Origin of the sequence: Streptomyces sp. Y7 (assembly GCF_043195415.1) — a bacterium.
Taxonomy (GTDB): Bacteria; Actinomycetota; Actinomycetes; order Streptomycetales; family Streptomycetaceae; genus Streptomyces.
Window position 1 is genome coordinate 26,020 of record NZ_JBIDDQ010000020.1, and the last position, 22,199, is coordinate 48,218.

Genomic DNA, 22,199 nt, shown 5'->3' on the forward strand with positions numbered 1-22,199 from the left:
CCTAAGAAGTCGGGTGCGGGATGCCCTGTATGGCGCCCGGGGCGGGGTGTCGGGATGCCCGGTTACCGCCCGGTTACGCTCGTGGCGTCGACCCCTGAGCGAAGAGAGTCCCGTCGTGACCCACCCCTTCCTGGACCTGGCACCGCTGAGCGCCGCCCGATTCGCGGCCATCGAGGACCGGGTGGCACGGCTGCTCGGGACACGTCAGGACGTCGTGATCATGCAGGGTGAGGCGCTGCTGCCGCTGGAGGGGGCGATCCGCGGCACGGCGGGGCCGGGCACGACCGCGCTGAACGTGATCACGGGCCCGTACGGGCAGACCTTCGGGGACTGGCTGCGGGACTGCGGCGCGACCGTGATCGACCTGGCGGTGCCCTTCCACACGGCGGTCACGGCGGACCAGATCCGTGCGGCCCTCGCCGAGCACCCGGAGATCGACTTCGTGTCCCTGGTGCACGCGGAGGCGGCCACCGGCAACACCAATCCCGTCGCGGAGATCGGCGAGGTCGTGCGGGCGCACGGGGCGCTGCTCTACCTGGACGCGGTGGCGTCCATCGGGGCCGAGCCGGTGCTGCCGGACGCGTGGGGCGTGGACCTGTGCGTCATCGGGGCGCAGAAGGCGATGGGCGGGCCGGCCGGGGTGTCGGCGGTGTCGGTGAGCGAGCGGGCGTGGGCCCGGATGGCGGCGAATCCGCGGGCTCCGCGGCGGTCGTACCTGTCGCTGCTCGACTGGAAGGCCCGCTGGATCGACGGCGGGCGCACCGCGCTGCCGCACGCTCCCGCGCAGTTGGAGATGCTCGCGCTGGAGGCGTGCGTGGAGCGGATCGAGGGGGACGGGCTGGAGGCGGTGATGGGCCGCCATCGGACCGCGGCGCTGTCCACGCGGGCGGGTGCGGTGGCTCTGGGCGGCGGGCTGGAGCCGTACGTGTACGACGCGCGGGACGCGGCTCCTGTCGCGACGACGCTGAGGGTGCCGGCCGGAGTGGTGGCGTCGGAGGTGGTGGCTCGGGCGCTGACGTCGGATCCGGCGCTGCCGCTGGCCGCGGGGGGTGGGGCGCTGGCCAAGGAGATGATCCGGGTCAATCACTACGGGGCCGATGCGACCGTGGGCGCCGTCCGGGGCTCCCTGGCCGCGCTGGGCTCCGCGCTGGCGGAGCAGGGGCTGGACGTGGACGTGGAGGGAGCACTCCGGACGGTCGCCGACAGCGCCCGACACTAGCCACGTCCCACCCCACCAGGGGCTCCACCCCCTGCCCCCATCGGCCTGCACGGCCTCGCCCTCAAACGCCGGGCGGACTGAGGGGCGCGGACCGCGCCGCACCCGCCGGCCGACGGGCCGAAGGAGGCGCACCGGCTTGTGCCCTTCCGCCGGGCGGGCTGGAATCGACCGCCGGCCGGGCCGTATCCGGTCGCGCTGTGCCACGCTCGGCCCATGACCACCGACGCCCCCCAGACCCTCCCCGACGGCCGGCCCATCCCCCTCATGACCGGCGCCGAGCGGCCCATGCTGGAGAGCTGGCTCGACTTTCATCGCGCCACGCTGGAGCTGAAGTGCGAGGGACTGGACGACGCGCAGGTGCGCCGTGCGCCCGCCCGGCCGTCGGAGCTCACGCTGCTCGGGCTGGTGCAGCATCTCGCGGAGTGTGAGCGGAACTGGTTCCAGCGAGTGGCGGGCGGTCTCGATCTTCCGCCGGTGTACGGGCGGGGGAACGAGAGCGGCTACGGACTCGAACCCGGGAGGGGGATCCGTGAGGCGCTGGACGTGTGGCGGCGGGAGGTCGCCCGGGGGCGTGAGGTGTGTGCCGGGCGGTCGCTGGAGAGCACGGGGCGGATCGGCGACGGGCCGATGGCCGGGGTGGCGGTGAGTCTGCGCTGGGTGCTCATTCACATGATCGAGGAGTACGCGCGCCACAACGGCCACGCCGACATTTTGCGAGAGCGCCTCGACGGCGTTACGGGAGCCTGAATTCGGCGTAATTCTGGAATTCTTTTCCAGGGTAGCTCCCCATACTCTTCTGCCCGCTTTCTTCGACCTTAAACGCAAAGATTCCGCGAACACCAACCAGACTAATTCGGGCAGGTCTCGTGAGAGTTACATGCCTGTGACGCGTTACACACCGCGTCCGATTTGTGTGGTATTACGGGGGCAAACTGGGGCGTATCGCAGGCCATCGAGGGGTTCCCTCACGCCCGCGTGATAACACAACCGGGCGCCACACGTAACCCCTCGCGGCCATGCAATTTCGAATTTCCCTCGGTAAATTCAATTCGCATGACTGCCGCACAAGCAGACCTGCAAATCGACCGTCCGGCGGTGGCCGACGGGGCCGCGCTGTGGCGTATTGCCAAAGACTCCAAAGCCCTCGACCTCAACTCGTCGTACAGCTATCTGCTGTGGTGCCGCGACTTCGCGAGCACCTCGGCCGTGGCGCGCGACGAGCACGGCGAACCGGTCGGCTTCGTGACCGGGTACGTGCGCCCGGACCGTCCGCGCACCCTGCTCGTCTGGCAGGTGGCCGTGGACGACGCCTACCGCGGCCGCGGCATCGCCGCCGCACTGCTCGACGGACTCGTCGCGCGGGTCAGTGGCGAGTACGGCATCACGAGCATCGAGACCACCATCACGCCCGGCAACACCGCATCCGATCGGCTGTTCGACTCCTTCGCCGAGCGGCACGGCGCCGCCCTGGAGCGGGAGGTGCTCTTCCCCACCAGCCTGTTCCCGGACGGACCGCACGACCCCGAAGTGCTGTACCGCATCGGCCCCCTCTCCCTCTGACACCCCCCACGCAACGAGGAGCGATTCGTCGTGACCATCACCCAGCCCGACCTCAGCGTCTTCGAGACCCTCGAGTCCGAGGTGCGCAGCTACTGCCGCGGCTGGCCCACAGTCTTCGACCGCGCGCGGGGCAGCCGTATGTACGACGAGGACGGCCACGAGTACCTGGACTTCTTCGCCGGCGCGGGTTCGCTGAACTACGGGCACAACAACCCCGTCCTGAAACGGGCGCTGATCGACTACCTGGAGCGTGACGGCGTCACGCACGGGCTCGACATGTCCACCAGCGCCAAGCGGGCCTTCCTGCAGACCTTCCAGGACCTGGTCCTGCGGCCGCGCGACCTGCCGTACAAGGTCATGTTCCCGGGCCCGACCGGCACCAACGCCGTGGAGTCCGCGCTGAAGCTGGCGCGCAAGGTGAAGGGCCGCGAGGCCATCGTGTCCTTCACCAACGCCTTCCACGGCATGTCCCTGGGCTCGCTGGCCGTCACCGGCAACGCCTTCAAGCGGGCCGGCGCCGGCATCCCGCTGGTGCACGGCACCCCCATGCCGTTCGACAACTACTTCGACGGCGCGGTCGAGGACTTCCTGTGGTTCGAGCGGCTCCTGGAGGACCAGGGTTCCGGCCTCAACAAGCCCGCCGCCGTGATCGTGGAGACCGTGCAGGGCGAGGGCGGCATCAATGTCGCCCGTCCGGAGTGGCTGCGGGCGCTCGCCGAGCTGTGCGAGCGGCAGGACATGCTGCTCATCGTCGACGACATCCAGATGGGGTGCGGCCGTACCGGGGCCTTCTTCTCCTTCGAGGAGGCCGGCATCACCCCGGACATCGTCACGGTGTCCAAGTCCATCAGCGGCTACGGACTGCCCATGTCGCTCTGCCTGTTCAAGCCGGAGCTGGACATCTGGGAGCCGGGCGAGCACAACGGCACCTTCCGCGGCAACAACCCCGCCTTCGTCACCGCCACCGCCGCCCTGGAGTCGTACTGGGCCGACGGCAGCGCGATGGAGAAGCAGACCCGGGCGCGCGGTGAGCAGGTCGAGCAGGGCCTGATCGCCATCTGCGAGGAGAACCTTCCCGATGTGAAGGAGTACCGGGGCCGCGGCCTGGTGTGGGGCATGGAGTTCCACGACAAGGAGCGGGCCGGCCGGGTCGCGCGCCGCGCCTTCGAGCTCGGACTGCTCGTGGAGACGTCCGGTCCCGAGAGCGAGGTCATCAAACTGCTGCCCGCCCTCACCATCACCCCGGACGAGCTCGACGAGGGGCTCCGCGTCCTGGCCCGCGCCGTCACCGAGACCGCCTGACGGGCGCCGAAAGACCCCCGGCCGACGGACGGGCCGCCCCGGCCCGTCCGTCCCGCCGGGAGCACCGAGTACACCCCCACCTAGGAGGCATCGCAGCACCGTGATCGTCCGTTCGTTCAAGGACATCGAAGGCACCGACCGCCATGTGAAATCGGCGTCCGGCACCTGGGAGAGCAAGCGCATCGTCCTCGCGAAGGAGAAGGTCGGCTTCTCGCTGCACGAGACGATCCTGTACGCGGGTACGGAGACGTCGATGTGGTACGCGAACCACATCGAGGCCGTCGTCTGCGTCGAGGGCGAGGCCGAGCTGACCGACCACGAGACCGGGCTGACGCACGTGATCACGCCCGGGACCATGTACCTCCTGGACGGCCACGAGAGGCACACGCTGCGGGTGAAGGAGGACTTCCGCTGCCTCTGTGTCTTCAACCCGCCCGTGACCGGCCGCGAGGACCACGACGAGAACGGGGTGTACCCGCTGCTCACCGAGCCCGAGGAGGTGTGAGAAACCCATGACCACCGCCATGACCGGAAACGTCACCGATCTCTACCCCAGCCGCGGCGCCACCGAGGTGTCGACGCCGCGCAAGGACCCCGTCGTGTGGGGCGCACCCGACACGCCGGGCCCGATCACGGCCGGCGACCTCCAGTCGTTCGAGCGTGACGGCTTCCTCGCCATCGACCAGCTGATCGGCGCGGACGAGGTGGACGTCTACCACCGCGAGCTGGAGCGGCTGATCGCCGACCCGGCGATCCGCGCGGACGAGCGGTCGATCATCGAGCCGAAGTCCAAGGAGATCCGCTCCGTCTTCGAGGTGCACAAGCTCAGCGAGGTGTTCGCCGCGCTGGTGCGCGACGAGCGCGTCGTCGGCCGGGCGCGGCAGATCCTCGGCTCGGACGTGTACGTCCACCAGTCGCGGATCAACGTCAAGCCGGGCTTCGGGGCCAGTGGCTTCTACTGGCACTCGGACTTCGAGACCTGGCACGCCGAGGACGGCCTGCCGAACATGCGGACGGTGTCCGTCTCGATCGCGCTGACCGAGAACCACGACACCAACGGCGGGCTGATGATCATGCCCGGTTCGCACCGGACCTTCCTCGGGTGCGCGGGGGCCACGCCGAAGGACAACTACAAGAAGTCGCTCCAGATGCAGGACGCGGGCACGCCGTCGGACGAGGCGCTGACGGAGATGGCCTCCGAGTACGGCATCAAGCTCTTCACGGGCAAGGCCGGTTCGGCGACCTGGTTCGACTGCAACTGCATGCACGGCTCCGGCGACAACATCACGCCGTTCCCGCGCAGCAACGTGTTCATCGTGTTCAACAGCGTGGACAACGCGGCCGTGGATCCCTTCGCGGCTCCGATCCGGCGCCCGGAGTTCATCGGTGCGCGGGACTTCACCCCGGTGAAGTGAGCCTCGCCCGGGCGGGTTTCACAGCCACGCCAGCGACGCGGCCCGCTCCAGTACGTTCCGTACGGCGGCCGCGTCGCCCGTGGCGCCCCGGGGCACCGCCTCAGGGGCGTACCGTCCGCCGACGAGCAGGCAGAAGTCGTACGGATCGAGACTGAGTTCGGCCCGTACGGGCTCGTCCGCGGAACCCAGCACCCATTCCTCGCCCCCGGTGACCGAGAACAGCACCGGGGGCGCGGTGGGTCCCAGGGCCGCCCCGAGGACACGCACCGCGAGGCGGACCAGCCGATCCAGGTGCTCCGGCGGCGGCAGCGGGACGGCGAGGCCGAGCGCGCGGCCGATGTCGTCGGTGTGGATCCACGTCTCGAAGCCGCGCACCAGGAAGTGGTCGGCGACCGGCAGCCGCATCCCCATCAGTGTCACGGCCCGCGCGGCGAGTTCGTCGTCGTGGGCCTCGGGCGTGCCGAGCAGCTCGTCGGCCTGCGCGGCCCAGTCGGCCACGGTCTCCTCCGGCGTACGGCCGTGCTCGTGGGCGATGACATCGGCGCTGCGCCGGTTCCAGGCGTCCTCCCAGTGCGTGCCCTCCTCGATCCGTGAGGGCGGCACCCGCGCGTCGACGCCGAGCCGGCCGGACAGGTGCTCGTCGGCGGCCAGCAGGTGGGCGACGGTGGCGTGCGCGTCCCAGTCGTGCACGACCGGCGTGGTCCAGCGGCCCGCCAGCTCGGGCAGCAGTCCCTTCAGCCCGGCGACCGCGGCGGCGTAGGGCGCGGCGTGCCCGGCGACACCGGCGACGGAGGGCCGGGTGCGCAGGGCGAGGGAGAGGACACCGTCGGGCGAGGGGGTGGGAGCGGTGAGCGGCGACCCGTCGAGCAGCCGTACCGTCTCCTTCAGCCTCGCCGCCTCCGCGGCGCAGCTCTCGCACCCGGCCAGGTGCGCCGAGACCGTCCGCGTGTCGGCCTGGTCGAGGGCGCCGAAGGCCCAGGCGGCCAGCAGATCAGGGACGGATCCGTGTCCGTCGGTCATCGCGCGCCTCCTCTCCGTCCCCGTTGCCGGCGAGAACCTCGCCCGCCTTTCCCGCGGGTACCCCTCTCGCCATCATGCGCCCCTTTCGAGCGCCGGGTCCGGTGGGTCGGCCAAAGTTTCCGCCAAGGCGCGCAGGGCGCTGCGCAGCCGGGTCTTGGCCGTGCCCTCGGGTATGCCCAGCTCCACGGCGGCCTGCCGGTAGGTGCGGCCGGCGAAGTAGGCGAGGTGCACGACCTCGCGCTGCGGCTGCGGGAGTTCGGCGAGGGCGGTGTGCAGCAGCAGGGAGCGCTCGCGGTCGACGACCGTCTCGTCGGGACCGGGACCGGTGTCGGGGATGGCCTGGAGCACCGAGTCGTCGGCGCCGGCGGCCTTGCGGTGCCGGGCCTCGCTGCGCACCCAGTCCACGGCCCGCCGGTGGGCGAGCACGGACAGCCAGGTGCGCAGCGAGCCACGGCGCGTGTCGAAGGTGTAGGGCCGGCTCCACAGGTGGGCGAAGACCTCCTGCGCCACGTCCTCGGCGGCGGCCGGCGAGCGTGTGACGCGCACGGCGACCCGCCGCACCAGCCCGCCGTACGCCGCGTACACCTCGGCCAGCGCGGACTCGTCGCCGTACACCAGCCGCCGGTGCACCTCCGCGTCGGCAGGCGGCGGTGCGGAGGTACCGCCCGTGGACTCCACGTGCCCTTCCTAGCGTCCCGGCAGGGCCCGCGCCAGTGGTTCAGGCGGAGAGGACGTCGAGCAGACGGTCGACATCGGCGGGCGTGTTGTAGAGATGGAAGGCCGCGCGCAGATTGCCGGCGCGGTCGGAGACCTCCACTCCGGCGCCGCTCAAGTCGCCCTGGCGGCTGCCGAGTCCGGGCACGGAGACGATCGGCGAGCCGGGTGCGGGGACGGGTTCGTGGCCGAGGGAGGCCAGGCCCGCCCGGAAGCGGTCGGCGAGGGCGAGGTCGTGGGCGCGCACGGCGTCCACGCCGAGTTCCTCCAGCAGTTCGAGGGAGCGGCGGGCGCCGGCGTAGGAGAAGAGGGCGGGGCTCTCGTCGAACCGCCGTGCGGAGTGGGCGAGTTCGTCGATGGGGCCGTAGCAGGCGTCCCAGGGGCGCTCCCCCGCGACCCAGCCGGCGAACAGCGGGGTGAGCCCGCCGAGGTCCTCCGGGACGACCAGGAAGGCCACGCCCCGGGGGCAGACGAGCCACTTGAAGGCGACGGAGGCGGAGTAGTCGTGGGCGTCCGCGTCGAAGTCCAGCCATCCGGCGGCCTGGGACGCGTCGATGTACGTACGCGCCCCGTGCCGGCGCGCCGCCTCCCGGATCGCGGGCAGGTCGGCCACCCGGCCGTCCGCGGACTGCGCGGCGCTGACCGCGACCAGGGCGGTACCGGGCCGCACCGACTCGGCGACCCGCTCCAGCGGCACGGTGCGCACCTTGAGGTCGGTGCGGACGTGGAAGGGGTTCACGACGGAGCTGAAGTCGCCCTCGGCGGTGAGGACTTCGGCGCCGTCCGGGAGGGAGGCGGCGATCAGGCCGCTGTAGACCGCGACGGAGGCCCCGGCCGCCACCCGGCGCTCGGGCACGGAGACGAGCCGCGCGAAGCAGGCGCGGCTCGCCTCGACGTCGGAGAACATGTCGGTCGGCCGCCCGGCCGCCGCGGCCTCCACCGCGGTCCGCATGGCGGTGACGGTACGGGCCGGCAGCAGGCCGGTGCTGGCCGTGTTCAGGTAGGTGTTCTTCGGCGCGAACTCGGTACGGACGAGGCTCTCGAAGGTCTCCATGGCTCCACTGTGGGCCCGGGAGACCTCATAGTCCATTGCCTGTTTTTGCGTGGCTTCGCCAAGCAGCCCTTATAGATCCGCCGTCACCTGCGCTTTTAGTTCTGCGGTACCGCGCACCCGTCGGGGCCGCACGCGTCCGCGTCACCCTGGTCGATGAGCCGAAGCGGCGACCGCTCGCCCCATGCCTGGGTCAGGGCCTGCTGGAAGACCTCGGCGGGCTGGGCGCCGGAGACGCCGTACTTGCGGTCGAGGACGAAGAAGGGCACTCCGTTGGCACCGAGCTCGGCGGCCTCGCGCTCGTCGGCGCGGACGTCGTCGGCGTAGGCGTCCGGGTCGGCGAGGACCTTGCGGGCGGCCTCGGCGTCGAGTCCAGCGGCGGCGGCCAGCTCCACGAGGCGCTCGTCGCCCTCGGAGAACACGGACCGCTCCTCGGCGAAGTTCGCCTTGTACAGGCCCTGGATCAGTTCGTCCTGGCGGCCCTGTTCCTTGGCGAAGTGCAGCAGCCGGTGCATGTCGAAGGTGTTGCCGTGGTCGCGGCCCTCGGTGCGGTAGGCGAGGCCCTCCGCGGCGGCCTGCGCGCCGAGGTTCTCCTCGCCGGCCTGTGCCTGTGCGGCGCTCATGCCGTACTTCTTGGTGAGCATGGTGATCACCGGCTGGGTGTCGCCCTTGGCGCGCCCGGGGTCCAGCTCGAAGGAGCGGTGCACGACCTCGACCTGGTCGCGGTGCGGGAAGGCTTCGAGCGCCTTCTCGAAGCGGGCCTTGCCCACGTAGCACCAGGGGCAGGCGATGTCGCTCCAGATCTCGACGCGCATGTCTACGGCTCTCTCCAGCTCGGACGGATACGGAGACACCCTCCGCAGACTGGATGAACGTTCAAGCAGCGGGCTTCATTCCCGGTCAGGTGGCGTCGCCCGGCACGGAGAAACTGAGGTACAGGTGGTGGTCGCCTTCGGCGGGCGGGTTCTCCGGGTCCGGCTGCCAGCCCCGGCCGGCGTAGAAGCTCTGCGCCCGACGGTTGTCCACGTGGACGTCGAGCACGGCCGTGCGCATGCCGTCCGCCCGCCACTCCTCGACGCAGGCCGCGTGCAGGGCCGTACCGACGCCACGGCCCCAGTGGTCGGGGTCGACGTGGAACTGGAACAGCTTGACCGTGCCGGCGGGGCCGCCCTCGGGCCGGCGGAAGGACGCGAGTCCGACGATCCGGCCGTTCTCCACCACGCACAGCACATGCCCGTCGGGCCGCTCGATGGCGCCGCGCCAGGCGGCGGACCAGTCGGTGCCGTCGTCGGGGAGGCCGTCCGGGTAGTACGTCGCCCTGGCACGCGCGTGCAGGGCGGCGACCGTCTCCGCCTCGGCGGGCACGACGGTACGGATCATCCGGTGCGCGGTCACTCGGTCACTGATCATGCAACGGAGGACGTGGCCCCGGCCGCCCCGGTTCCGAGCCGGCTGAACTGCGCCCGGTAGGCGCTCGGCGTCAGACCCGTGCGGCGGACCAGATGCCCGCGCAGCGAGTCGGCCGTGCCCAGGCCGGCGGCGCGGGCCACCTGGTCCATCGGCAGGTCCGTGGCCTCCAGGAGTTCCTTGGCGCGCTCGATGCGCTGGTGCAGCAGCCACTGCAAGGGGCTCACCCCGCTCTCGGCGTGGAAGCGGCGGGTGAGGGTGCGCACGCTGACGCCGGCATGGCGGGCCAGGTCGGTGAGGGTGAGCGGCTTGTCGAGGTTGCGCATGGCCCAGCCGCGGGTGTCGGAGCAGGCGTTGCCGCGTTCGGGCGGCAACGGGGTCTGGGTGAACTGGGTCTGGCCGCCCGGCCTCACGGGTGCGACCAGGGCGCGCCGGGCGACCTCGTTGGCGACGGCGGCGCCGTAGTCGGTCCGGATGACGTGCAGGCACAGGTCGATGCCGGCGGCGTAGCCGGAGGAGGTGACGTAGGGCCCGTCCTGGACGTACAGCACGTCTCCGCGCAGGTCGACCTGCGGGTAGCGGCGGCGCAGCTCCTCGGCGTGCGCCCAGTACGTGGTGGCTCTGCGGCCGTGCAGCAGGCCCGCTTCGGCGAGCTGGAAGGCGCCGGTGCACAGGGAGGCGATGCGCTTGCCGGCGGCGGCCGCCTCGCGCACGGCGGCCACGATCCGCCCGTCCGGCTCGAAGGGCTCCCCGGTCCCGGCGACGAGCAGGGTGTCCGCGGCCCCGACGACGTCGAGCCCGTGCCGTACGTACAGGTCGAGTCCGCCGCTCGTGGGCACCGGTCCCGGCTCGGCCGCGCAGATGACCACCTCGTAGCCGGGGCGTCCGTCGACCTCGACCTTGCCGAACAGCATCTCCGGAATGGCGAGGTTGAACATGGACACGGGCGAGGGCGCGACGACCGCGATGCGGTGCGGGGCGAACGACGGGGACATGGCCAGAACCTCCGGCTGCATGGCATTTTGGCCACTACTGTACGTCGGCGGCGATCCGCAGGATGGAGGCATGTCGACGAACGTGACGCGCGAAAACAGTCAACTCGCCCACAGCCGGGGCGAGTTGATGTCGAAGCGCAAGGAACCCGGATCTCCCTCCGCCGCTCTCACCCTCACCGCCGGTCTCCTCGGCTTCGCGCTGGTCTGCCTGGACGCGTCCATCGTGAACGTGGCCCTGCCCGCGATGGGCGACTCCCTCGGCGGCGGGATGACCGGCCTGCAGTGGGTGGTGGACGCCTACACGCTGGCGTTCGCCGCGCTGATGCTGTCCACCGGGGCGTTCTCGGACCGGGCGGGGGCGACCCGGGCGTACGCGCTGGGCGCCGGCCTCTTCACGCTCGCCTCGGCGGCCTGCGGCCTGGCGCCGAACCTGCCCTCCCTCATCGGCGCGCGGGTCGTGCAGGGCGTCGCGGCGGCCGTCGTACTGCCCGCCTCGCTGGCGCTGGTGCGGCAGGCGTACACGGACCCGGCGCGGCGGGCGCGGGCGGTGGCCGTGTGGGCGGCGGGCGGTTCGGCGGCGGTGGCGCTGGGCCCTGTGGTGGGCGGTGTGCTGACCACGGCCTGGGACTGGCGCGGGATCTTCTTCGTCAACCTTCCGGTGGGCGCCCTGATCCTCGCGCTGCTGGTTCGGGCCCCGCGCTCGCGGCGTCGCCCGGCGCCGCTGGACCTGCCCGGCCAGGTGACGGCGGTGGTCGCGCTCACCGCGCTGACGTTCGCGGTGATCGAGGGCGGCACCGCGGGCTGGGCGGCGCTCGCGGTGGCCGTGGTCGCGGCGGCCGCGTTCCTCCGTGTCGAGGCGCGCCGGCCGCACCCGGTCGTCCCGCTCGGGCTGTTCCGCGACCGGACCGTCGCGGTGACGGTCGCGACGGGAGCGGCCGTCAGCGTCGCCTTCTACAGCATGGTGTTCGTCTTCTCGCTCTTCTTCCAGCAGGTCCAGGGGCGTTCCGCGCTCCAGGCCGGGCTGATGTTCCTGCCGATGACGGGCCTGATCGCGGTGACGAACGTGGTGGCGGGCAAGCTCGCCGGACGGTACGGCGCCCGGCTGCCGATGGCGTTGGGCCAGGGCATCGCCGTGGTGGGGCTGCTGGTGATGCTGTTCGTCGACGCCGGCACGCCCCCGGTCGTGGTGGCGCTGCTCCTCCTCCCGATGGCGCTGGGCTGCGCGCTGACGGTGCCGCCGCTGACGGCGGCGATGATGGACGCCGTGCCGGCGGAGCGGGCGGGCCTCGCCGCCGGTGTCCTCAACGCGGCCCGGCAGATGGCCGGGGCGCTGGGCATCGCCGTCTTCGGGGCGCTGATCTCCGACGGCTTCGTGGCCGGGATGCGGCTGAGCCTGGTGATCAGCGCGGCGCTGCTCGCGGTGACGGGCCTGCTCAGCTTCCGTCTCGCAGGTCCTTCGGCCAGTGCGGCCTGAACTCCAGGTGGTCGTAGGTCACCACGCACCCCTCCCCCAGCGGCGACTGCGTCATGAAGCCGACCAGGGCCGCACCGGTCTCCTTCTCGTCGCCGAGCGTGAACAGCCGGACGAAGGTCCAGCGCTCGCCGTCGCGGGAGGCGTGGAAGGCGAAGGCGCGGCCGGTGCGGCTCACCCGCAGCCACACCGAGCTGCCCTCGACCGTGAAGGAGTTGGCGTCGTCGGAGTGGCCCCGGGTGACGACCGTGCAGACGGTGGGCACGTCCGGGGAGTACTCCAGGCACAGCTTGGCCCAGGCCCGTTCGCCGACGTGGACGTGGAGGACGCCCGCGTCGAAGGCGGCCGCGAAGCCGACGGTGACGCGGGCGATCAGCTGGAAGTCGCCCTCGGGCGCGCCGAGCAGCCGGGGCGCGTCGGAGGCGGCGTCCAGGGCCTCGCCGGTGGGCGGCACGAAACGGTCCTGCCGGGGGCCGGCCCATCCGGAGAGGATGCCGTCGTCCTCGTAGGACCAGTGGCCGTCGGGGCCGTAGGTGCGCAGCGGGAAGGGGAGTTCGGGGATTTCCAGGTCCATGGCGGGATTCTTCCAGGCCGTCCCCCGTCCCGCTCGCCCGAGGGGGGTCCCCGTCAGCGGGACTGGAGGGCGTCCAGGGCGACGGCCTGGGCGATGGCGAGGCGCAGGTCGAGGTCGGGCGAGGCCACGTCGAGCAGATAGCGGTCGCGCAGCCCCATCTTCTTGTCGACCTTCATCACCGGCTTCCCGTCCGAGGCGAAGTCGAAGTGGTACGGCCACGCGAACGGTACGAAGTCCAGCGGCAGCAGTTCCCAGACCCGGCGCAGCACGGCCACGAACCGGTTGCGCTCGGTCCCGACGGCGCTGACGGAGCCCGGCTGCTCCAGTTCCCACGTCGAGCGCAGCAGGGAGGCGGCGAACTTCTTGCGGAACGTGCCGACGGGGTTGCCCAGCGCGTCGCACACGTCGTAGGCGGCGCCGACGTCCAGGACCTGGCGGGCCTTGGCGGTGAACAGCACACGGCCCTTGGACTCGTCGGTGTAGAAGGTCATCTGCTCCTTGAGCGCCATCCGCTTCTGCTCGGCGAAGGCGACGACCTTGCCGTCGGAGCCGTCCGGCAGCGTCTCGGTCACGACGTACCGGTTGATCATGAAGGTGGTCTTCTGCCGGATGGTGAACCGCTCGTTCGCCTGCGGTCGCGCGCTGTCCATCGCTTCACTCTCCGTGCCGGTGGTGGGTGGCCGCCGGCGTCCTCGTCCGGCGGATCCATCCTCACCGCGGGTCCCGGCCCGGGTCAGTCCTCGTAAGTCGACGTCCGCAGCGACCAAAGATGACGGGCCCGGCGGGTGGCGGGTGTCGACTTTCGTCGCTGCGGACCGCGCCGAAGGGCGGATGCGGGCGGCCCCGGGCGGCTGGCTATCGTCTGCGCGGTGGACGCAGCACAGACACCCCGTACGGACCGGCCGCTCCGCTCCCGGCTCCTCGCCGCCTCTCCCTGGCCCCGCAAGCGGATCATCGGCGAGAGCGTTCTCGTCGTCGTGTTCGCCGCACTGGCGGGCCTCTTCGACGACCGTCCCGGTTTCGGCGCGTGGACCGTCGTCGTGGCCCTGTCCGCCGCCGTACTGTCACTGGCCCGCCGCTCGCTGCCGGCGGCGGTGCTGATCCTCGCCTCGGCCATGGCCGGAGTGGCGAGCGGCGCGGTACCGCTGCTGATGTACGCGAGCTGGTCGGCGGGCAGCCGGATCATGCGCCCCTCACGCGCGCTGGCCGCGTACGCCGCCGCGTTCGTGCTGTACACCGTGGTCGGCATCGGCGCGGCGCGCGACGAGGAGGTCCGGCTTTCGGTGATCGTCACGGGCTCGCTGGCGGCGGGCTCGTTCCTGGCGCTGGTCATCGTGCCCGGCCTCGCCTCCCGCTATCGCGCCCAGCGCCACGCGCTGCTCGACGCCCTGCGGCGGCACAACGCCCAACTGGTGCGCGAACAGGCGATGGTGGCACGACAGGCCCGGCTCCTGGAGCGTCAGCGGATCGCCCAGGACATGCACGACAGCCTCGGCCACCAGCTCGCCCTGATCGCGGTGCACGCCGGCGCGCTGGAGGTGGACCCGGAGCTGGGCGACCGCCACCGCGAAGGGGTCGGCATCCTGCGGGAGGCGTCGCGCACGGCGATGCGGGAGCTGCGGGAGGCGGTGGGCATCCTGCGGGACGACGCGGGCGCGCCTGCCGGGCGGCAGCCGGACGGGTCCGACGCCGAAACCCCGGCGGCCCGGGTGGCGGCGGCCGTCGACGGCCTGGTCGAGTCGTCCCGAGCGGCGGGCGCGGCCGTGGAGCTGCACCGTTCGGGGGACGTACGGCCTCTCGCGCCCGCCGCCGACCACGCCGCGTACCGCATCGCCCAGGAGGGCCTGACCAACGCGCACAAGCACGCGCCGGGCGCCCCGATCGCGGTGGCGCTGCGCTACGAACCCGACAGCCTGGTGGTCGAGGTGTCCAACGGGCCCGTGCCGGCCGGGGTTCCCGCGTCCCCGCCCGCGGTGAGCGGCGGTCAGGGCCTGGCGGGTCTGCGGGAGCGGGCGCGGCTGGTCGGCGGCATGGTGCACACCGGTCCCACGCCCGACGGCGGTTTCCGGCTCGCCGCGGTGCTGCCGTACGGCGGTGGGGAGACCCTGCCCCCTCCCGAGGGCGCGACCTCCGTCTCGGCGGGTGACGACTTTCGGCGGCAGCCCGGCGGGGGTGCGGCGGGCGACGGTGGTGCGGTCATCGACCGTTCCGATCCGCAAGGGGAGTTCGCCGCCATCATGAGCAGCAAGAAGAAGGTCGCCCTCGGCTGCGCCGTCACCGCCGTCGTTCTCGTCGTGGGCGTCGTCGCCCTCGGCGCCTGGGGGTTCAAGGCGCTGTGGGACGAGATGGAGAGCGGCACGATATCGGCCGACGTCTACGAGTCCGCGAAGATCGGCGACGCGGAGGCGGACGTGAAGGCCGAGCTGCCCGAGGGCAGTTCGCTGCTCACCGACGGCCAGGAGAAGCAGGGCCCGCCGCTGCCCGAGGGCGCGAAGTGCCGTCACTACCTGGACCTCGACGAGGACATCGTCTACCGCTTCTGCTTCCGGGACGGGAAGCTGGTCGCGAAGGAGAGCTTCAAGGACAAGCTCTGACCGGCGGCACGTGGTCGCCCCTGTGACCGGATCGGGCATGATGACGGGGCTCCGCCATCCGTTCATCGCACCGACACCGCGCAGGAGGCCGCGTGATCCGGGTCCTCGTCGCCGACGACGAGCCGCTCATCAGGGCCGGCATCAGGATGATCCTCACGTCGGCGGACGACATCGACGTCGTCGCCGAGGCGGCGGACGGGCGGGAGGCGGTCCGGACCGCCCGGAGCACCGCGGTCGACGTGGCCCTGCTGGACATCCAGATGCCGGTGATGGACGGGCTGACGGCGCTGGCCGAGATGGGCCGGGCCGCGCCGGGCGTGCGCGTGCTGATCCTGACCACGTTCGGCGAGCGCGAGAACGTGCTGCGGGCCCTCGGTCACGGCGGTGCGGGCTTCCTGCTGAAGGACTCCGCGCCGCAGGAACTGATCCACGCGGTCCGTGCGGCGGCGGCCGGCAACGCCTATCTCTCCCCGGCCGCCACCCGGCACGTCGTGGACACCCTCGCCTCCCCCGCCGCCACCGCGCGCGGCGAGGAGGCACGCCGCCGGCTGGCCGGCCTGACCGCCCGCGAACGCGAGGTCCTGGCCCTGCTGGGCGAGGGCCTGTCCAACGCGGACGCGGGCGCCCGCCTGCACATGAGCGAGGCGACGGTGAAGACGTACGTCAGCCGCATCCTGACCAAGCTCGACTGCGAGAACCGGGTCCAGGCCGCCCTCCTGGCCCGAGACGCGGGCCTGGAACCGAACACGAACTGACCCGCAGAACGCCGACGGCCCGCACCGCCCCGTGCGACGCGGGCCAGGTGGCCGCGTTCCGACCCCGGCAGCCCGCAACGCCGTCAGGGGCGCGGGGAACTGCGCGACCGGCCACGACGGCGCCGCGGACCGGCGACGGCCGAATCACCCGGCCCGCCCGGCGAAGCGCTCAGCGCTCCAGCGTGCCGTTGAACCGTCGCGGCAGCCCCAGCGGATTCTCGTCCCGAAGCTCCGCGGGAAGCAGCGCCGCGGGCGCCCCCTGATAGACGACCGGCCGCAGCCACCGCTCGATCGCCGTGCCGCCCACCGACGTGGAGGTCGAGGTCGTCGCCGGGTACGGACCACCGTGATGCTGCGCCGGTGCCACGGCGACACCCGTCGGCCAGCCATTGACCAGCACCCGCCCGGCGAGCGGCGTCAGCTCCGCGAGGATCTCCGCGCCGCGTCCCTCGCCCGCCGCCTCCTCGCTGGACAGGTGGACCGTCGCGGTGAGGTTGCCCGGCAGCCGGGACAGCACGGTCCGCGCCTGCGCGTCGTCGTCGTAGCGGGCCACCACGGTGACCGGGCCGAAGCACTCCTCCAGGAGCAGGTCGTACGCGCCCTCGCCGGCGAGCCTGTCGGCCGCCACCGTCAGGAACCCGGCGCTGACCGTGTGCTCGCCGCCCGCGCCCGGCGTCACCGGCGACTGCACGTCGGGCAGTGCGGTGCGCTCGGCGACCCCGGCGATGAAGTTGTCGCGCATCCGGTGGTCGAGCAGGACCCCGGCGTCGGTGTCGCTGACGGCGTCCGTCAGCGACTTCAGCAGGCCGTCGCCGGCGGCGCCGGACGGCACCAGCACCAGGCCCGGCTTCACACAGAACTGTCCGACGCCCAGCGTCATGGATCCGGCCAGGCCCGTGCCGATCTCCTCGCCGCGCTCGGTCGCGGCCGCCTCGGTGACGACGACCGGGTTCAGGGAGCCCAGCTCGCCGTGGAAGGGGATCGGGACCGGGCGGGCGGCGGCCGCGTCGAAGAGGGCGCGGCCCCCGCGTACGGAACCGGTGAAGCCGGCCGCGGCGACCAGCGGGTGCTTGATCAGCTCGATACCGGCCTCGAAGCCGTGCACCAGACCGACGACGCCGGCCGGGATGCCGTGCTCGGCGGCGGCCATCCGCAGCACCTTGGCGACCAGCTCGGACAGCGCCGGGTGGTCGGGGTGCGCCTTGACGACGACCGGGCAGCCCGCGGCCAGCGCACTGGCGGTGTCACCGCCGGCCACGGAGAAGGCGAAGGGGAAGTTGGACGCCGAGTAGACGGCGACGACGCCGAGGGACACCTTGTAGCGGCGCAGGTCCGGGACGGGCGGGGTCGCGGTGTCGTCGGGGTGGTTGATGACGACGTCCAGGAAGGCGCCCTCGTCGACGATGTCCGCGAACGCCCTCAGCTGGTAGCAGGTGCGGGCGAGTTCGCCGGTGAGGCGGACCGGGCCGAGCGCGGTCTCGGCGTCGGCGGTCTCGACGAGCCCTTCCCTGGCCGCCTGGAGCTTGTCGGCGGCGGTGCGCAGGAACGCGGAGCGGACCGCGCGGTCGGCGAGGGAGGCGCGGGCGTCGTGCGCGGCGCGGACGGCGGTGTCCACCTCCTGGGCTGTGGCCTCCACCGCAACCTGTTCACGCTGCTTCCCGGTTCGGGGGTCGACACTCCAGACTGGTGCTGCTGCCACCGCGGGTCCCTCCACATGTAATGCCGCAGTACTGGGTCATCCACCAGGGGTGTTCGATATACTGAACACTGTCTCTGATGATGAATACGCTGTCGGAGACTATTTCCCGTCCAACGAAGGGGTCAAGGGCGATGTCGGCAGGCGAGACGGGCGGCGGGGCGCAGGTCAAGTCCGCGGTACGGACGGTTGAACTGCTCGAATACTTCGCCGGGCGCCCCGGCATGCACTCCCTCGCGGCGGTCCAGGAGGCCGTCGGATACCCCAAGTCCAGCCTCTACATGCTGCTGCGCACGCTCGTCGAGCTGGGCTGGGTGGAGACGGACGCGACCGGCACCCGCTACGGCATCGGCGTACGCGCGCTGCTGGTCGGCACGTCGTACATCGACGGCGACGAGGTGGTCGCGGCGGCCCGCCCGACCCTGGACCGGCTGTCGGACGACACCACGGAGACCATCCACCTGGCGCGTCTGGACGGCACGAACGTCGTCTACCTCGCCACCCGCCAGTCCCAGCACTACCTGCGCCCCTTCACCCGGGTCGGCCGCCGGCTGCCCGCGCACTCGACGTCCCTCGGCAAGGCGCTGCTGAGCACCTACTCGGACGAGCAGGTCCGCAAGATGCTCCCGGAGACGCTGCCCGCGCTGACCGAGAACACGATCACCGACCGCGAGAAGCTCATCGAGGAGCTCCACCAGGTCCGCGAGCAGGGCTTCGCCGTGGACCGCGAGGAGAACACCCTGGGCCTGCGCTGCTTCGGCGTCGCGATCCCCTACCGCACGCCCGCCCGCGACGCGATCAGCTGCTCGGTGCCGGTGGCCCGGCTGACGCCCGCGCACGAACAGATGGTGAAGGACGCGCTGTTCGACGCGCGTGACCGGCTGACACTGGCCACTCGTAGGCTCTGACCCCATGGATGTGGAACTGCGCGAGGTGCACGACAGCGATCTGCCGGTCTTCTACCGGCAGATGAACGACCCCGAGGCGCTGCGCATGGCGGCCTTCACCCCCAAGGACCCGGCCGACCGGGACGCGTTCGACGCGCACTGGAGCCGGATCCGCTCCTCCGCGGACGTGCTCCGCACGATCCTGGCCGACGGTGACGTGGTGGGCAGCGCGGCGGTGTACGGGGAGCCCGGCGAGCGCGAGGTCACCTACTGGGTCGACCGCGCGTACTGGGGCCGCGGGGTGGCCACGGCCGCCCTGCGCGGGCTGCTCGCGGTGGTGCCCGAACGCCCGCTGTACGCACGGACGGCGGCGGACAACGAGGGCTCGCTGCGGGTGCTGACGAAGTGCGGCTTCGAGGTCAGGGCCAGGGCCCGGGGGTTCGCGAACGCCCGGGGCGAGGAGATCGACGAACTGGTCCTGGCGCTGGTGGGCTGAGCGGGCCTCCCCCGCGCGGCGGAGACGGATCACCGTCGCGCAGGAGGTGGACCCGTGCCGTCGCGCGGGAGCGTGGAGGCATGACGCAGACGCTCGCTCCCGCCCCGGACACCGACCGCGCAGGCGCCGTCGGTCCCAGTCGGCCCCGCCGGATCCTGCGGGCCGTCGCCATCGTCTCGTGCGTGCCGTATCTCGGGCTCAAGGCCGCCTGGATCGCGGGGAGTCACCTCGGGATCCCGGACGGCAGCCCGCTGCTGGAGCACCGGCTGTCCATGGCGGTGGCCAACGGCATCTCCGTGCTGCTGGACAGTGCCGTGATCGTGCTCGCGCTGGTGCTGACCCGGCCGTGGGGGCTGCGGGTGCCCGCGTGGCTGCTCGTCCTGCCCGCCTGGGTGGCCACCGGGCTGCTCGCGCCGATCATGACCGGGTTCCCGCTCCAGCTCCTCGCACGCGTGTTCGGCGCGGGCGGACACCGCGGCCCCGCGGGCGAGCCCTTCCTCGACGAGTGGGTGTTCGCCGTCGTGTACAGCGGGTTCATCGTGCAGGGGCTCGCCCTGGGCGCGCTGTTCGCCCTGTACGGCCGGGACCGGTGGGCTCGGCTGTGGCGGGGACGGGTGTGGGAGCTGCCGGTCGGTGTCCTCGGTCCGGCCCAGCGGGTGACGGCGGTCGCCGCCGGCCTCCTCGCGCTGTTCCCGCTCACCGTGCATCTGCTGTGGGCCTGCGGCGGGACGGCCGGGCTCAGCGAGGGCCGCGCGGACGAGGCGACCGCCGACTTCCGGATCCTCGAGGTCATGTACGTCCTCTTCCTCGCCACCGCCGTCGTGGGCGCCTGGCAACTCGCCTTCCGCCGGGGGCGCGCCCTGCCCGTCCTGGTGCCGCTCGCGCTCGCCTGGGTCGGCTCGGCCGCCGTCGCCTGCTGGGGCGGCTGGCTGTCGCTGGCCTCGCTGGGCGGGGTCGACGACATCGCCGACCGCCCGACGCAGCTGATGAACCTCACCTACGCTGGCCAGATGATCGTCGGCATCCTCGTCGCCGGACTCGGCGTCCACTTCCTCGCGGAGCGCTCGGCGAGGGTCAAGTGCCGTACGCCGTGAACGACTTCGTCCGGCTGCTGTTCGGCCGGCGGGCGCGGCTGCGCTGGATCCATCTGATCCTCGGCGGCGCGCTCGCCATGCCGTACGTCTTCGTGGGCCAGTTGATCGTGGGCCCCGCCATGGACTCCCGGTACGTCTTCAACGACCTGCCCCTGCAACTCCTGTCCTTCGCCGTCGGGTTGCCCCTGGCCGCCCTGACCGCCGCCGTGTTCCCGCTGACCCGGCCCCTGGAGTCGGGTGCCGTGCGGTCGCTGTGCGGGCTGGAGGCGGACCGGCTCGCCCACGGCCCCGCGCGGACCTGGGCGGCGAAGGGGCGGGCGGCGGCCTGGTTCACGCTGCATCTGGGGTTCGGCGGGATCATCTCGGGGATGTCGCTGGCGGTGCCGCCGTTCGCCGGGTTCCTGACCGCGCTGCCGCTGCTGGTGTGGCTGGGCGGGGACACCCTCGTCGAGCTGCCCGGGCCCCTCGACCACACCTGGGTACTGGCGCTGGCGCCGCTCGCGGGCGTGGCGACGATGCTGGCGCTGGTCGGCTGCGCGGCGGTCTCCGGCACGCTCCTGGCCCGCTGGGCGCCGGCGCTGCTCGGTCCGGCGCCGGAGGACCGGCTCGCGGCGGCCGAGGCGCGCGCCGCCGACCTCGCCGTGCGCAACCGGCTCGCGCGCGAACTGCACGACTCCGTGGGCCACGCGCTGAGCGCAGTCACCCTGCAGGCGAGCGCGGCCCGCCGGGTGCTCGACACCGACCCGGAGTTCGTCCGTGAGGCGCTCGCCGCGATCGAGGACACGACCCGGCGCACGGTCGGCGAGCTCGACGCCGTGCTCGGCGTGCTGAGGGACGGCGACGCGCCCGGTACGGCCCCCGCGCCGACGCTCGCCGGTGACCTCTCCGGTCTGCTGCGGCGCACGCGCGCGTGCGGGCTGCGAGTGAGCGCCGCCGTCGGCATCGACCCGGAGGCCCTGCCGCCGGTCCTCTCCCGTGAGGCGTACCGCATCGTGCAGGAGGGGCTCAGCAATGCCCTCAAGCACGCCGGCGACGGCACGAGTGTGACCCTGCGGATCGAGATCACCGACGGCCGGCTGGAGATCGCCGTCGAGAACCCGCTGGAGCGGGCCCCGTCCTGCCGTCCCGGCGGCGGTCACGGTCTGCGCGGCATCGCCGACCGGGCCCGGCTGCTGGGCGGGACGACCGAGGCCGGGCCCGTCGAGGGGGCGTGGCGGCTGCACGTACGACTGCCCATGAAGGGACCCGCATGACGACCAGCCCGCCCGTCCGGATCGTCCTCGCCGACGACGAACGCATGGTGCGCAGTGCCCTGCGCGCCATCCTGTCCGCCGAGCCGGACCTGGAGGTGGTCGGCGAGGCGTCGACCGGGGCCGAGGCGGTGTCGGTGGTGCGGGAGCTGCGGCCCGACGTCGTCCTCATGGACGTCCGGATGCCCGAGATCGACGGCATCCGCGCCACCGAGCAGATCCTGGCCACCCTCGAAGACCCGCCCCGCATCGTCGTCGTCACCACCTTCGAGAACGACTCCTACGTGTACGACGCCCTGCGCGCCGGAGCCGCCGGGTTCCTGCTGAAGCGGGCGGACGCCGACGCGCTCGTCCAGGCCGTACGGCTGGTCTCGCACACCGACACCCTGCTGTTCCCGGCGGCCGTGCGCGCCCTCGCCGCCGAGCACGCGCGCGCGTACGCCGCGCCGCCGCCCTGGGTGGCGCGGCTCACGGGACGGGAGAGCGACGTGCTGCGGCTGATGGCGCAGGGCCTGACCAACGCGGAGATCGCACGGCGGATGGAGGTGGGTCCGGCGACCGTGAAATCGCACGTGGCGGCGGTCCTGGCGAAGACCGGCACTCGCGACCGCACCCAGGCGGTGATCGCCGCGTACGAGGCGGGCTTCATGAACGCCCGATGAGAAAACGGGGCGCAAGGGAACGATTGCCCCCAACCTG

The 22,199-nt window shown here is 72.6% G+C and carries 23 protein-coding genes; 14 read left to right on the forward strand and 9 right to left on the reverse strand.

Annotated features, from left to right (window positions below):
• The first annotated feature begins 115 nt into the window (after positions 1 to 115).
• The 6 genes from ACGFW6_RS33625 (at position 116) to thpD (ending at position 5,496) form a co-directional block, all read left to right on the forward strand.
• Positions 116 to 1,219: a pyridoxal-phosphate-dependent aminotransferase family protein gene (locus ACGFW6_RS33625; protein ID WP_393518517.1), complete on the forward strand. Its 1,104-nt coding sequence runs from the start codon at positions 116 to 118 to the stop codon at positions 1,217 to 1,219.
• A 213-nt stretch (positions 1,220 to 1,432) separates the two neighbouring features.
• Entirely contained in the window at positions 1,433 to 1,966 is a 534-nt protein-coding gene (locus ACGFW6_RS33630; RefSeq protein ID WP_393518520.1) for a DinB family protein, read from the forward strand.
• Between the two features lie 306 nt (positions 1,967 to 2,272).
• A complete protein-coding gene (gene ectA, locus ACGFW6_RS33635; RefSeq protein ID WP_393518523.1) occupies positions 2,273 to 2,779 on the forward strand; it encodes a diaminobutyrate acetyltransferase in 507 nt (168 codons plus the stop codon).
• 30 nt (positions 2,780 to 2,809) lie between these two features.
• Positions 2,810 to 4,081 carry a diaminobutyrate--2-oxoglutarate transaminase gene (gene ectB, locus ACGFW6_RS33640; RefSeq protein ID WP_393518525.1) on the forward strand — a complete coding sequence of 424 codons (1,272 nt, stop codon included), beginning with the start codon at positions 2,810 to 2,812 and terminating at the stop codon, positions 4,079 to 4,081.
• Positions 4,082 to 4,181: 100 nt separating this feature from the next.
• The gene (locus ACGFW6_RS33645; RefSeq protein WP_393518528.1) at positions 4,182 to 4,586 is read left to right on the forward strand and encodes an ectoine synthase; all 405 of its coding nucleotides are present in this window, start codon (positions 4,182 to 4,184) and stop codon (positions 4,584 to 4,586) included.
• A 7-nt stretch (positions 4,587 to 4,593) separates the two neighbouring features.
• Positions 4,594 to 5,496, forward strand: coding sequence for an ectoine hydroxylase (gene thpD / locus ACGFW6_RS33650; protein WP_393518531.1), 903 nt, complete (start codon positions 4,594 to 4,596; stop codon positions 5,494 to 5,496).
• 18 nt (positions 5,497 to 5,514) lie between these two features.
• Here the strand turns inward: thpD and ACGFW6_RS33655 are convergent, their stop codons facing one another.
• The 6 genes from ACGFW6_RS33655 to ACGFW6_RS33680 all read right to left on the reverse strand — a co-directional run bounded on the left by ACGFW6_RS33655 (position 5,515) and on the right by ACGFW6_RS33680 (position 10,683).
• Positions 5,515 to 6,516 (reverse strand): maleylpyruvate isomerase family mycothiol-dependent enzyme, encoded by a 1,002-nt coding sequence (locus tag ACGFW6_RS33655; protein WP_393518534.1) that lies wholly within the window; start codon positions 6,514 to 6,516, stop codon positions 5,515 to 5,517.
• 72 nt (positions 6,517 to 6,588) lie between these two features.
• Positions 6,589 to 7,194: an RNA polymerase sigma factor gene (locus tag ACGFW6_RS33660; RefSeq protein ID WP_393518537.1), complete on the reverse strand. Its 606-nt coding sequence runs from the start codon at positions 7,192 to 7,194 to the stop codon at positions 6,589 to 6,591.
• Positions 7,195 to 7,234: 40 nt separating this feature from the next.
• A complete protein-coding gene (locus tag ACGFW6_RS33665) occupies positions 7,235 to 8,284 on the reverse strand; it encodes an aminotransferase class V-fold PLP-dependent enzyme (RefSeq protein WP_393518540.1) in 1,050 nt (349 codons plus the stop codon).
• A gap of 95 nt (positions 8,285 to 8,379) precedes the next feature.
• Positions 8,380 to 9,096: a DsbA family oxidoreductase gene (locus ACGFW6_RS33670; protein WP_393518543.1), complete on the reverse strand. Its 717-nt coding sequence runs from the start codon at positions 9,094 to 9,096 to the stop codon at positions 8,380 to 8,382.
• Between the two features lie 85 nt (positions 9,097 to 9,181).
• Positions 9,182 to 9,691, reverse strand: coding sequence for a GNAT family N-acetyltransferase (locus ACGFW6_RS33675; RefSeq protein ID WP_393518546.1), 510 nt, complete (start codon positions 9,689 to 9,691; stop codon positions 9,182 to 9,184).
• Positions 9,688 to 10,683, reverse strand: a complete 996-nt coding sequence (locus ACGFW6_RS33680; RefSeq protein ID WP_393518549.1) for a GlxA family transcriptional regulator — start codon at positions 10,681 to 10,683, stop codon at positions 9,688 to 9,690. Before ACGFW6_RS33680 ends, ACGFW6_RS33675 begins: the two co-directional genes overlap by 4 nt.
• Before the next feature lie 70 nt (positions 10,684 to 10,753).
• On the opposite strand from ACGFW6_RS33680, the gene ACGFW6_RS33685 reads away from it, so the two are divergent.
• The gene (locus ACGFW6_RS33685) at positions 10,754 to 12,157 is read left to right on the forward strand and encodes an MFS transporter (RefSeq protein WP_393518552.1); all 1,404 of its coding nucleotides are present in this window, start codon (positions 10,754 to 10,756) and stop codon (positions 12,155 to 12,157) included.
• On the opposite strand, the gene ACGFW6_RS33690 is transcribed toward ACGFW6_RS33685, so the two are convergent.
• Both ACGFW6_RS33690 and ACGFW6_RS33695 read right to left on the reverse strand, forming a co-directional pair.
• Positions 12,117 to 12,728, reverse strand: a complete 612-nt coding sequence (locus ACGFW6_RS33690; RefSeq protein ID WP_393518554.1) for a DUF1349 domain-containing protein — start codon at positions 12,726 to 12,728, stop codon at positions 12,117 to 12,119. The two genes, ACGFW6_RS33685 and ACGFW6_RS33690, sit on opposite strands and share 41 nt — an antisense overlap.
• Before the next feature lie 53 nt (positions 12,729 to 12,781).
• Complete coding sequence (locus ACGFW6_RS33695; RefSeq protein WP_393518556.1) at positions 12,782 to 13,378, reverse strand: hypothetical protein; 597 nt, start codon at positions 13,376 to 13,378, stop codon at positions 12,782 to 12,784.
• Between the two features lie 219 nt (positions 13,379 to 13,597).
• Here ACGFW6_RS33695 and ACGFW6_RS33700 point away from each other — a divergent pair, with 219 nt between their 5' ends.
• Positions 13,598 to 15,322 carry a sensor histidine kinase gene (locus ACGFW6_RS33700; protein WP_393518558.1) on the forward strand — a complete coding sequence of 575 codons (1,725 nt, stop codon included), beginning with the start codon at positions 13,598 to 13,600 and terminating at the stop codon, positions 15,320 to 15,322.
• Positions 15,323 to 15,414: 92 nt separating this feature from the next.
• Positions 15,415 to 16,077, forward strand: a complete 663-nt coding sequence (locus ACGFW6_RS33705) for a response regulator (RefSeq protein ID WP_393518561.1) — start codon at positions 15,415 to 15,417, stop codon at positions 16,075 to 16,077.
• 169 nt (positions 16,078 to 16,246) lie between these two features.
• On the opposite strand, the gene ACGFW6_RS33710 is transcribed toward ACGFW6_RS33705, so the two are convergent.
• Positions 16,247 to 17,776 (reverse strand): aldehyde dehydrogenase (NADP(+)), encoded by a 1,530-nt coding sequence (locus tag ACGFW6_RS33710; RefSeq protein ID WP_393518564.1) that lies wholly within the window; start codon positions 17,774 to 17,776, stop codon positions 16,247 to 16,249.
• A 131-nt stretch (positions 17,777 to 17,907) separates the two neighbouring features.
• Between ACGFW6_RS33710 and ACGFW6_RS33715 the strand changes: the two genes are divergently transcribed.
• The 5 genes from ACGFW6_RS33715 to ACGFW6_RS33735 all read left to right on the forward strand — a co-directional run bounded on the left by ACGFW6_RS33715 (position 17,908) and on the right by ACGFW6_RS33735 (position 22,162).
• Positions 17,908 to 18,681: an IclR family transcriptional regulator gene (locus tag ACGFW6_RS33715; RefSeq protein WP_030956770.1), complete on the forward strand. Its 774-nt coding sequence runs from the start codon at positions 17,908 to 17,910 to the stop codon at positions 18,679 to 18,681.
• A gap of 4 nt (positions 18,682 to 18,685) precedes the next feature.
• Positions 18,686 to 19,156 carry a GNAT family N-acetyltransferase gene (locus ACGFW6_RS33720; protein WP_393518568.1) on the forward strand — a complete coding sequence of 157 codons (471 nt, stop codon included), beginning with the start codon at positions 18,686 to 18,688 and terminating at the stop codon, positions 19,154 to 19,156.
• Positions 19,157 to 19,236: 80 nt separating this feature from the next.
• Entirely contained in the window at positions 19,237 to 20,250 is a 1,014-nt protein-coding gene (locus ACGFW6_RS33725) for a hypothetical protein (RefSeq protein ID WP_393518571.1), read from the forward strand.
• Positions 20,247 to 21,503, forward strand: a complete 1,257-nt coding sequence (locus ACGFW6_RS33730) for a sensor histidine kinase (protein WP_393518574.1) — start codon at positions 20,247 to 20,249, stop codon at positions 21,501 to 21,503. Before ACGFW6_RS33725 ends, ACGFW6_RS33730 begins: the two co-directional genes overlap by 4 nt.
• Positions 21,500 to 22,162 (forward strand): response regulator, encoded by a 663-nt coding sequence (locus ACGFW6_RS33735; RefSeq protein WP_393518577.1) that lies wholly within the window; start codon positions 21,500 to 21,502, stop codon positions 22,160 to 22,162. Before ACGFW6_RS33730 ends, ACGFW6_RS33735 begins: the two co-directional genes overlap by 4 nt.
• The last annotated feature ends 37 nt before the right edge of the window (positions 22,163 to 22,199 follow it).

What these genes read in the sequence shown, in the direction of transcription:
- ACGFW6_RS33630 (WP_393518520.1), top strand. Translation starts at nt 1,433, where the DNA reads ATGACCACCGACGCCCCCCAGACCCTCCCCGACGGCCGGCCCATCCCC.
- ectA (WP_393518523.1), top strand. Translation starts at nt 2,273, where the DNA reads ATGACTGCCGCACAAGCAGACCTGCAAATCGACCGTCCGGCGGTGGCC.
- thpD (WP_393518531.1), top strand. Translation starts at nt 4,594, where the DNA reads ATGACCACCGCCATGACCGGAAACGTCACCGATCTCTACCCCAGCCGC.
- ACGFW6_RS33655 (WP_393518534.1), bottom strand. Translation starts at nt 6,516, where the DNA reads ATGACCGACGGACACGGATCCGTCCCTGATCTGCTGGCCGCCTGGGCC.
- ACGFW6_RS33665 (WP_393518540.1), bottom strand. Translation starts at nt 8,284, where the DNA reads ATGGAGACCTTCGAGAGCCTCGTCCGTACCGAGTTCGCGCCGAAGAAC.
- ACGFW6_RS33670 (WP_393518543.1), bottom strand. Translation starts at nt 9,096, where the DNA reads ATGCGCGTCGAGATCTGGAGCGACATCGCCTGCCCCTGGTGCTACGTG.
- ACGFW6_RS33675 (WP_393518546.1), bottom strand. Translation starts at nt 9,691, where the DNA reads ATGATCAGTGACCGAGTGACCGCGCACCGGATGATCCGTACCGTCGTG.
- ACGFW6_RS33680 (WP_393518549.1), bottom strand. Translation starts at nt 10,683, where the DNA reads ATGTCCCCGTCGTTCGCCCCGCACCGCATCGCGGTCGTCGCGCCCTCG.
- ACGFW6_RS33685 (WP_393518552.1), top strand. Translation starts at nt 10,754, where the DNA reads ATGTCGACGAACGTGACGCGCGAAAACAGTCAACTCGCCCACAGCCGG.
- ACGFW6_RS33690 (WP_393518554.1), bottom strand. Translation starts at nt 12,728, where the DNA reads ATGGACCTGGAAATCCCCGAACTCCCCTTCCCGCTGCGCACCTACGGC.
- ACGFW6_RS33695 (WP_393518556.1), bottom strand. Translation starts at nt 13,378, where the DNA reads ATGGACAGCGCGCGACCGCAGGCGAACGAGCGGTTCACCATCCGGCAG.
- ACGFW6_RS33715 (WP_030956770.1), top strand. Translation starts at nt 17,908, where the DNA reads ATGTCGGCAGGCGAGACGGGCGGCGGGGCGCAGGTCAAGTCCGCGGTA.
- ACGFW6_RS33720 (WP_393518568.1), top strand. Translation starts at nt 18,686, where the DNA reads ATGGATGTGGAACTGCGCGAGGTGCACGACAGCGATCTGCCGGTCTTC.
- ACGFW6_RS33725 (WP_393518571.1), top strand. Translation starts at nt 19,237, where the DNA reads ATGACGCAGACGCTCGCTCCCGCCCCGGACACCGACCGCGCAGGCGCC.
- ACGFW6_RS33735 (WP_393518577.1), top strand. Translation starts at nt 21,500, where the DNA reads ATGACGACCAGCCCGCCCGTCCGGATCGTCCTCGCCGACGACGAACGC.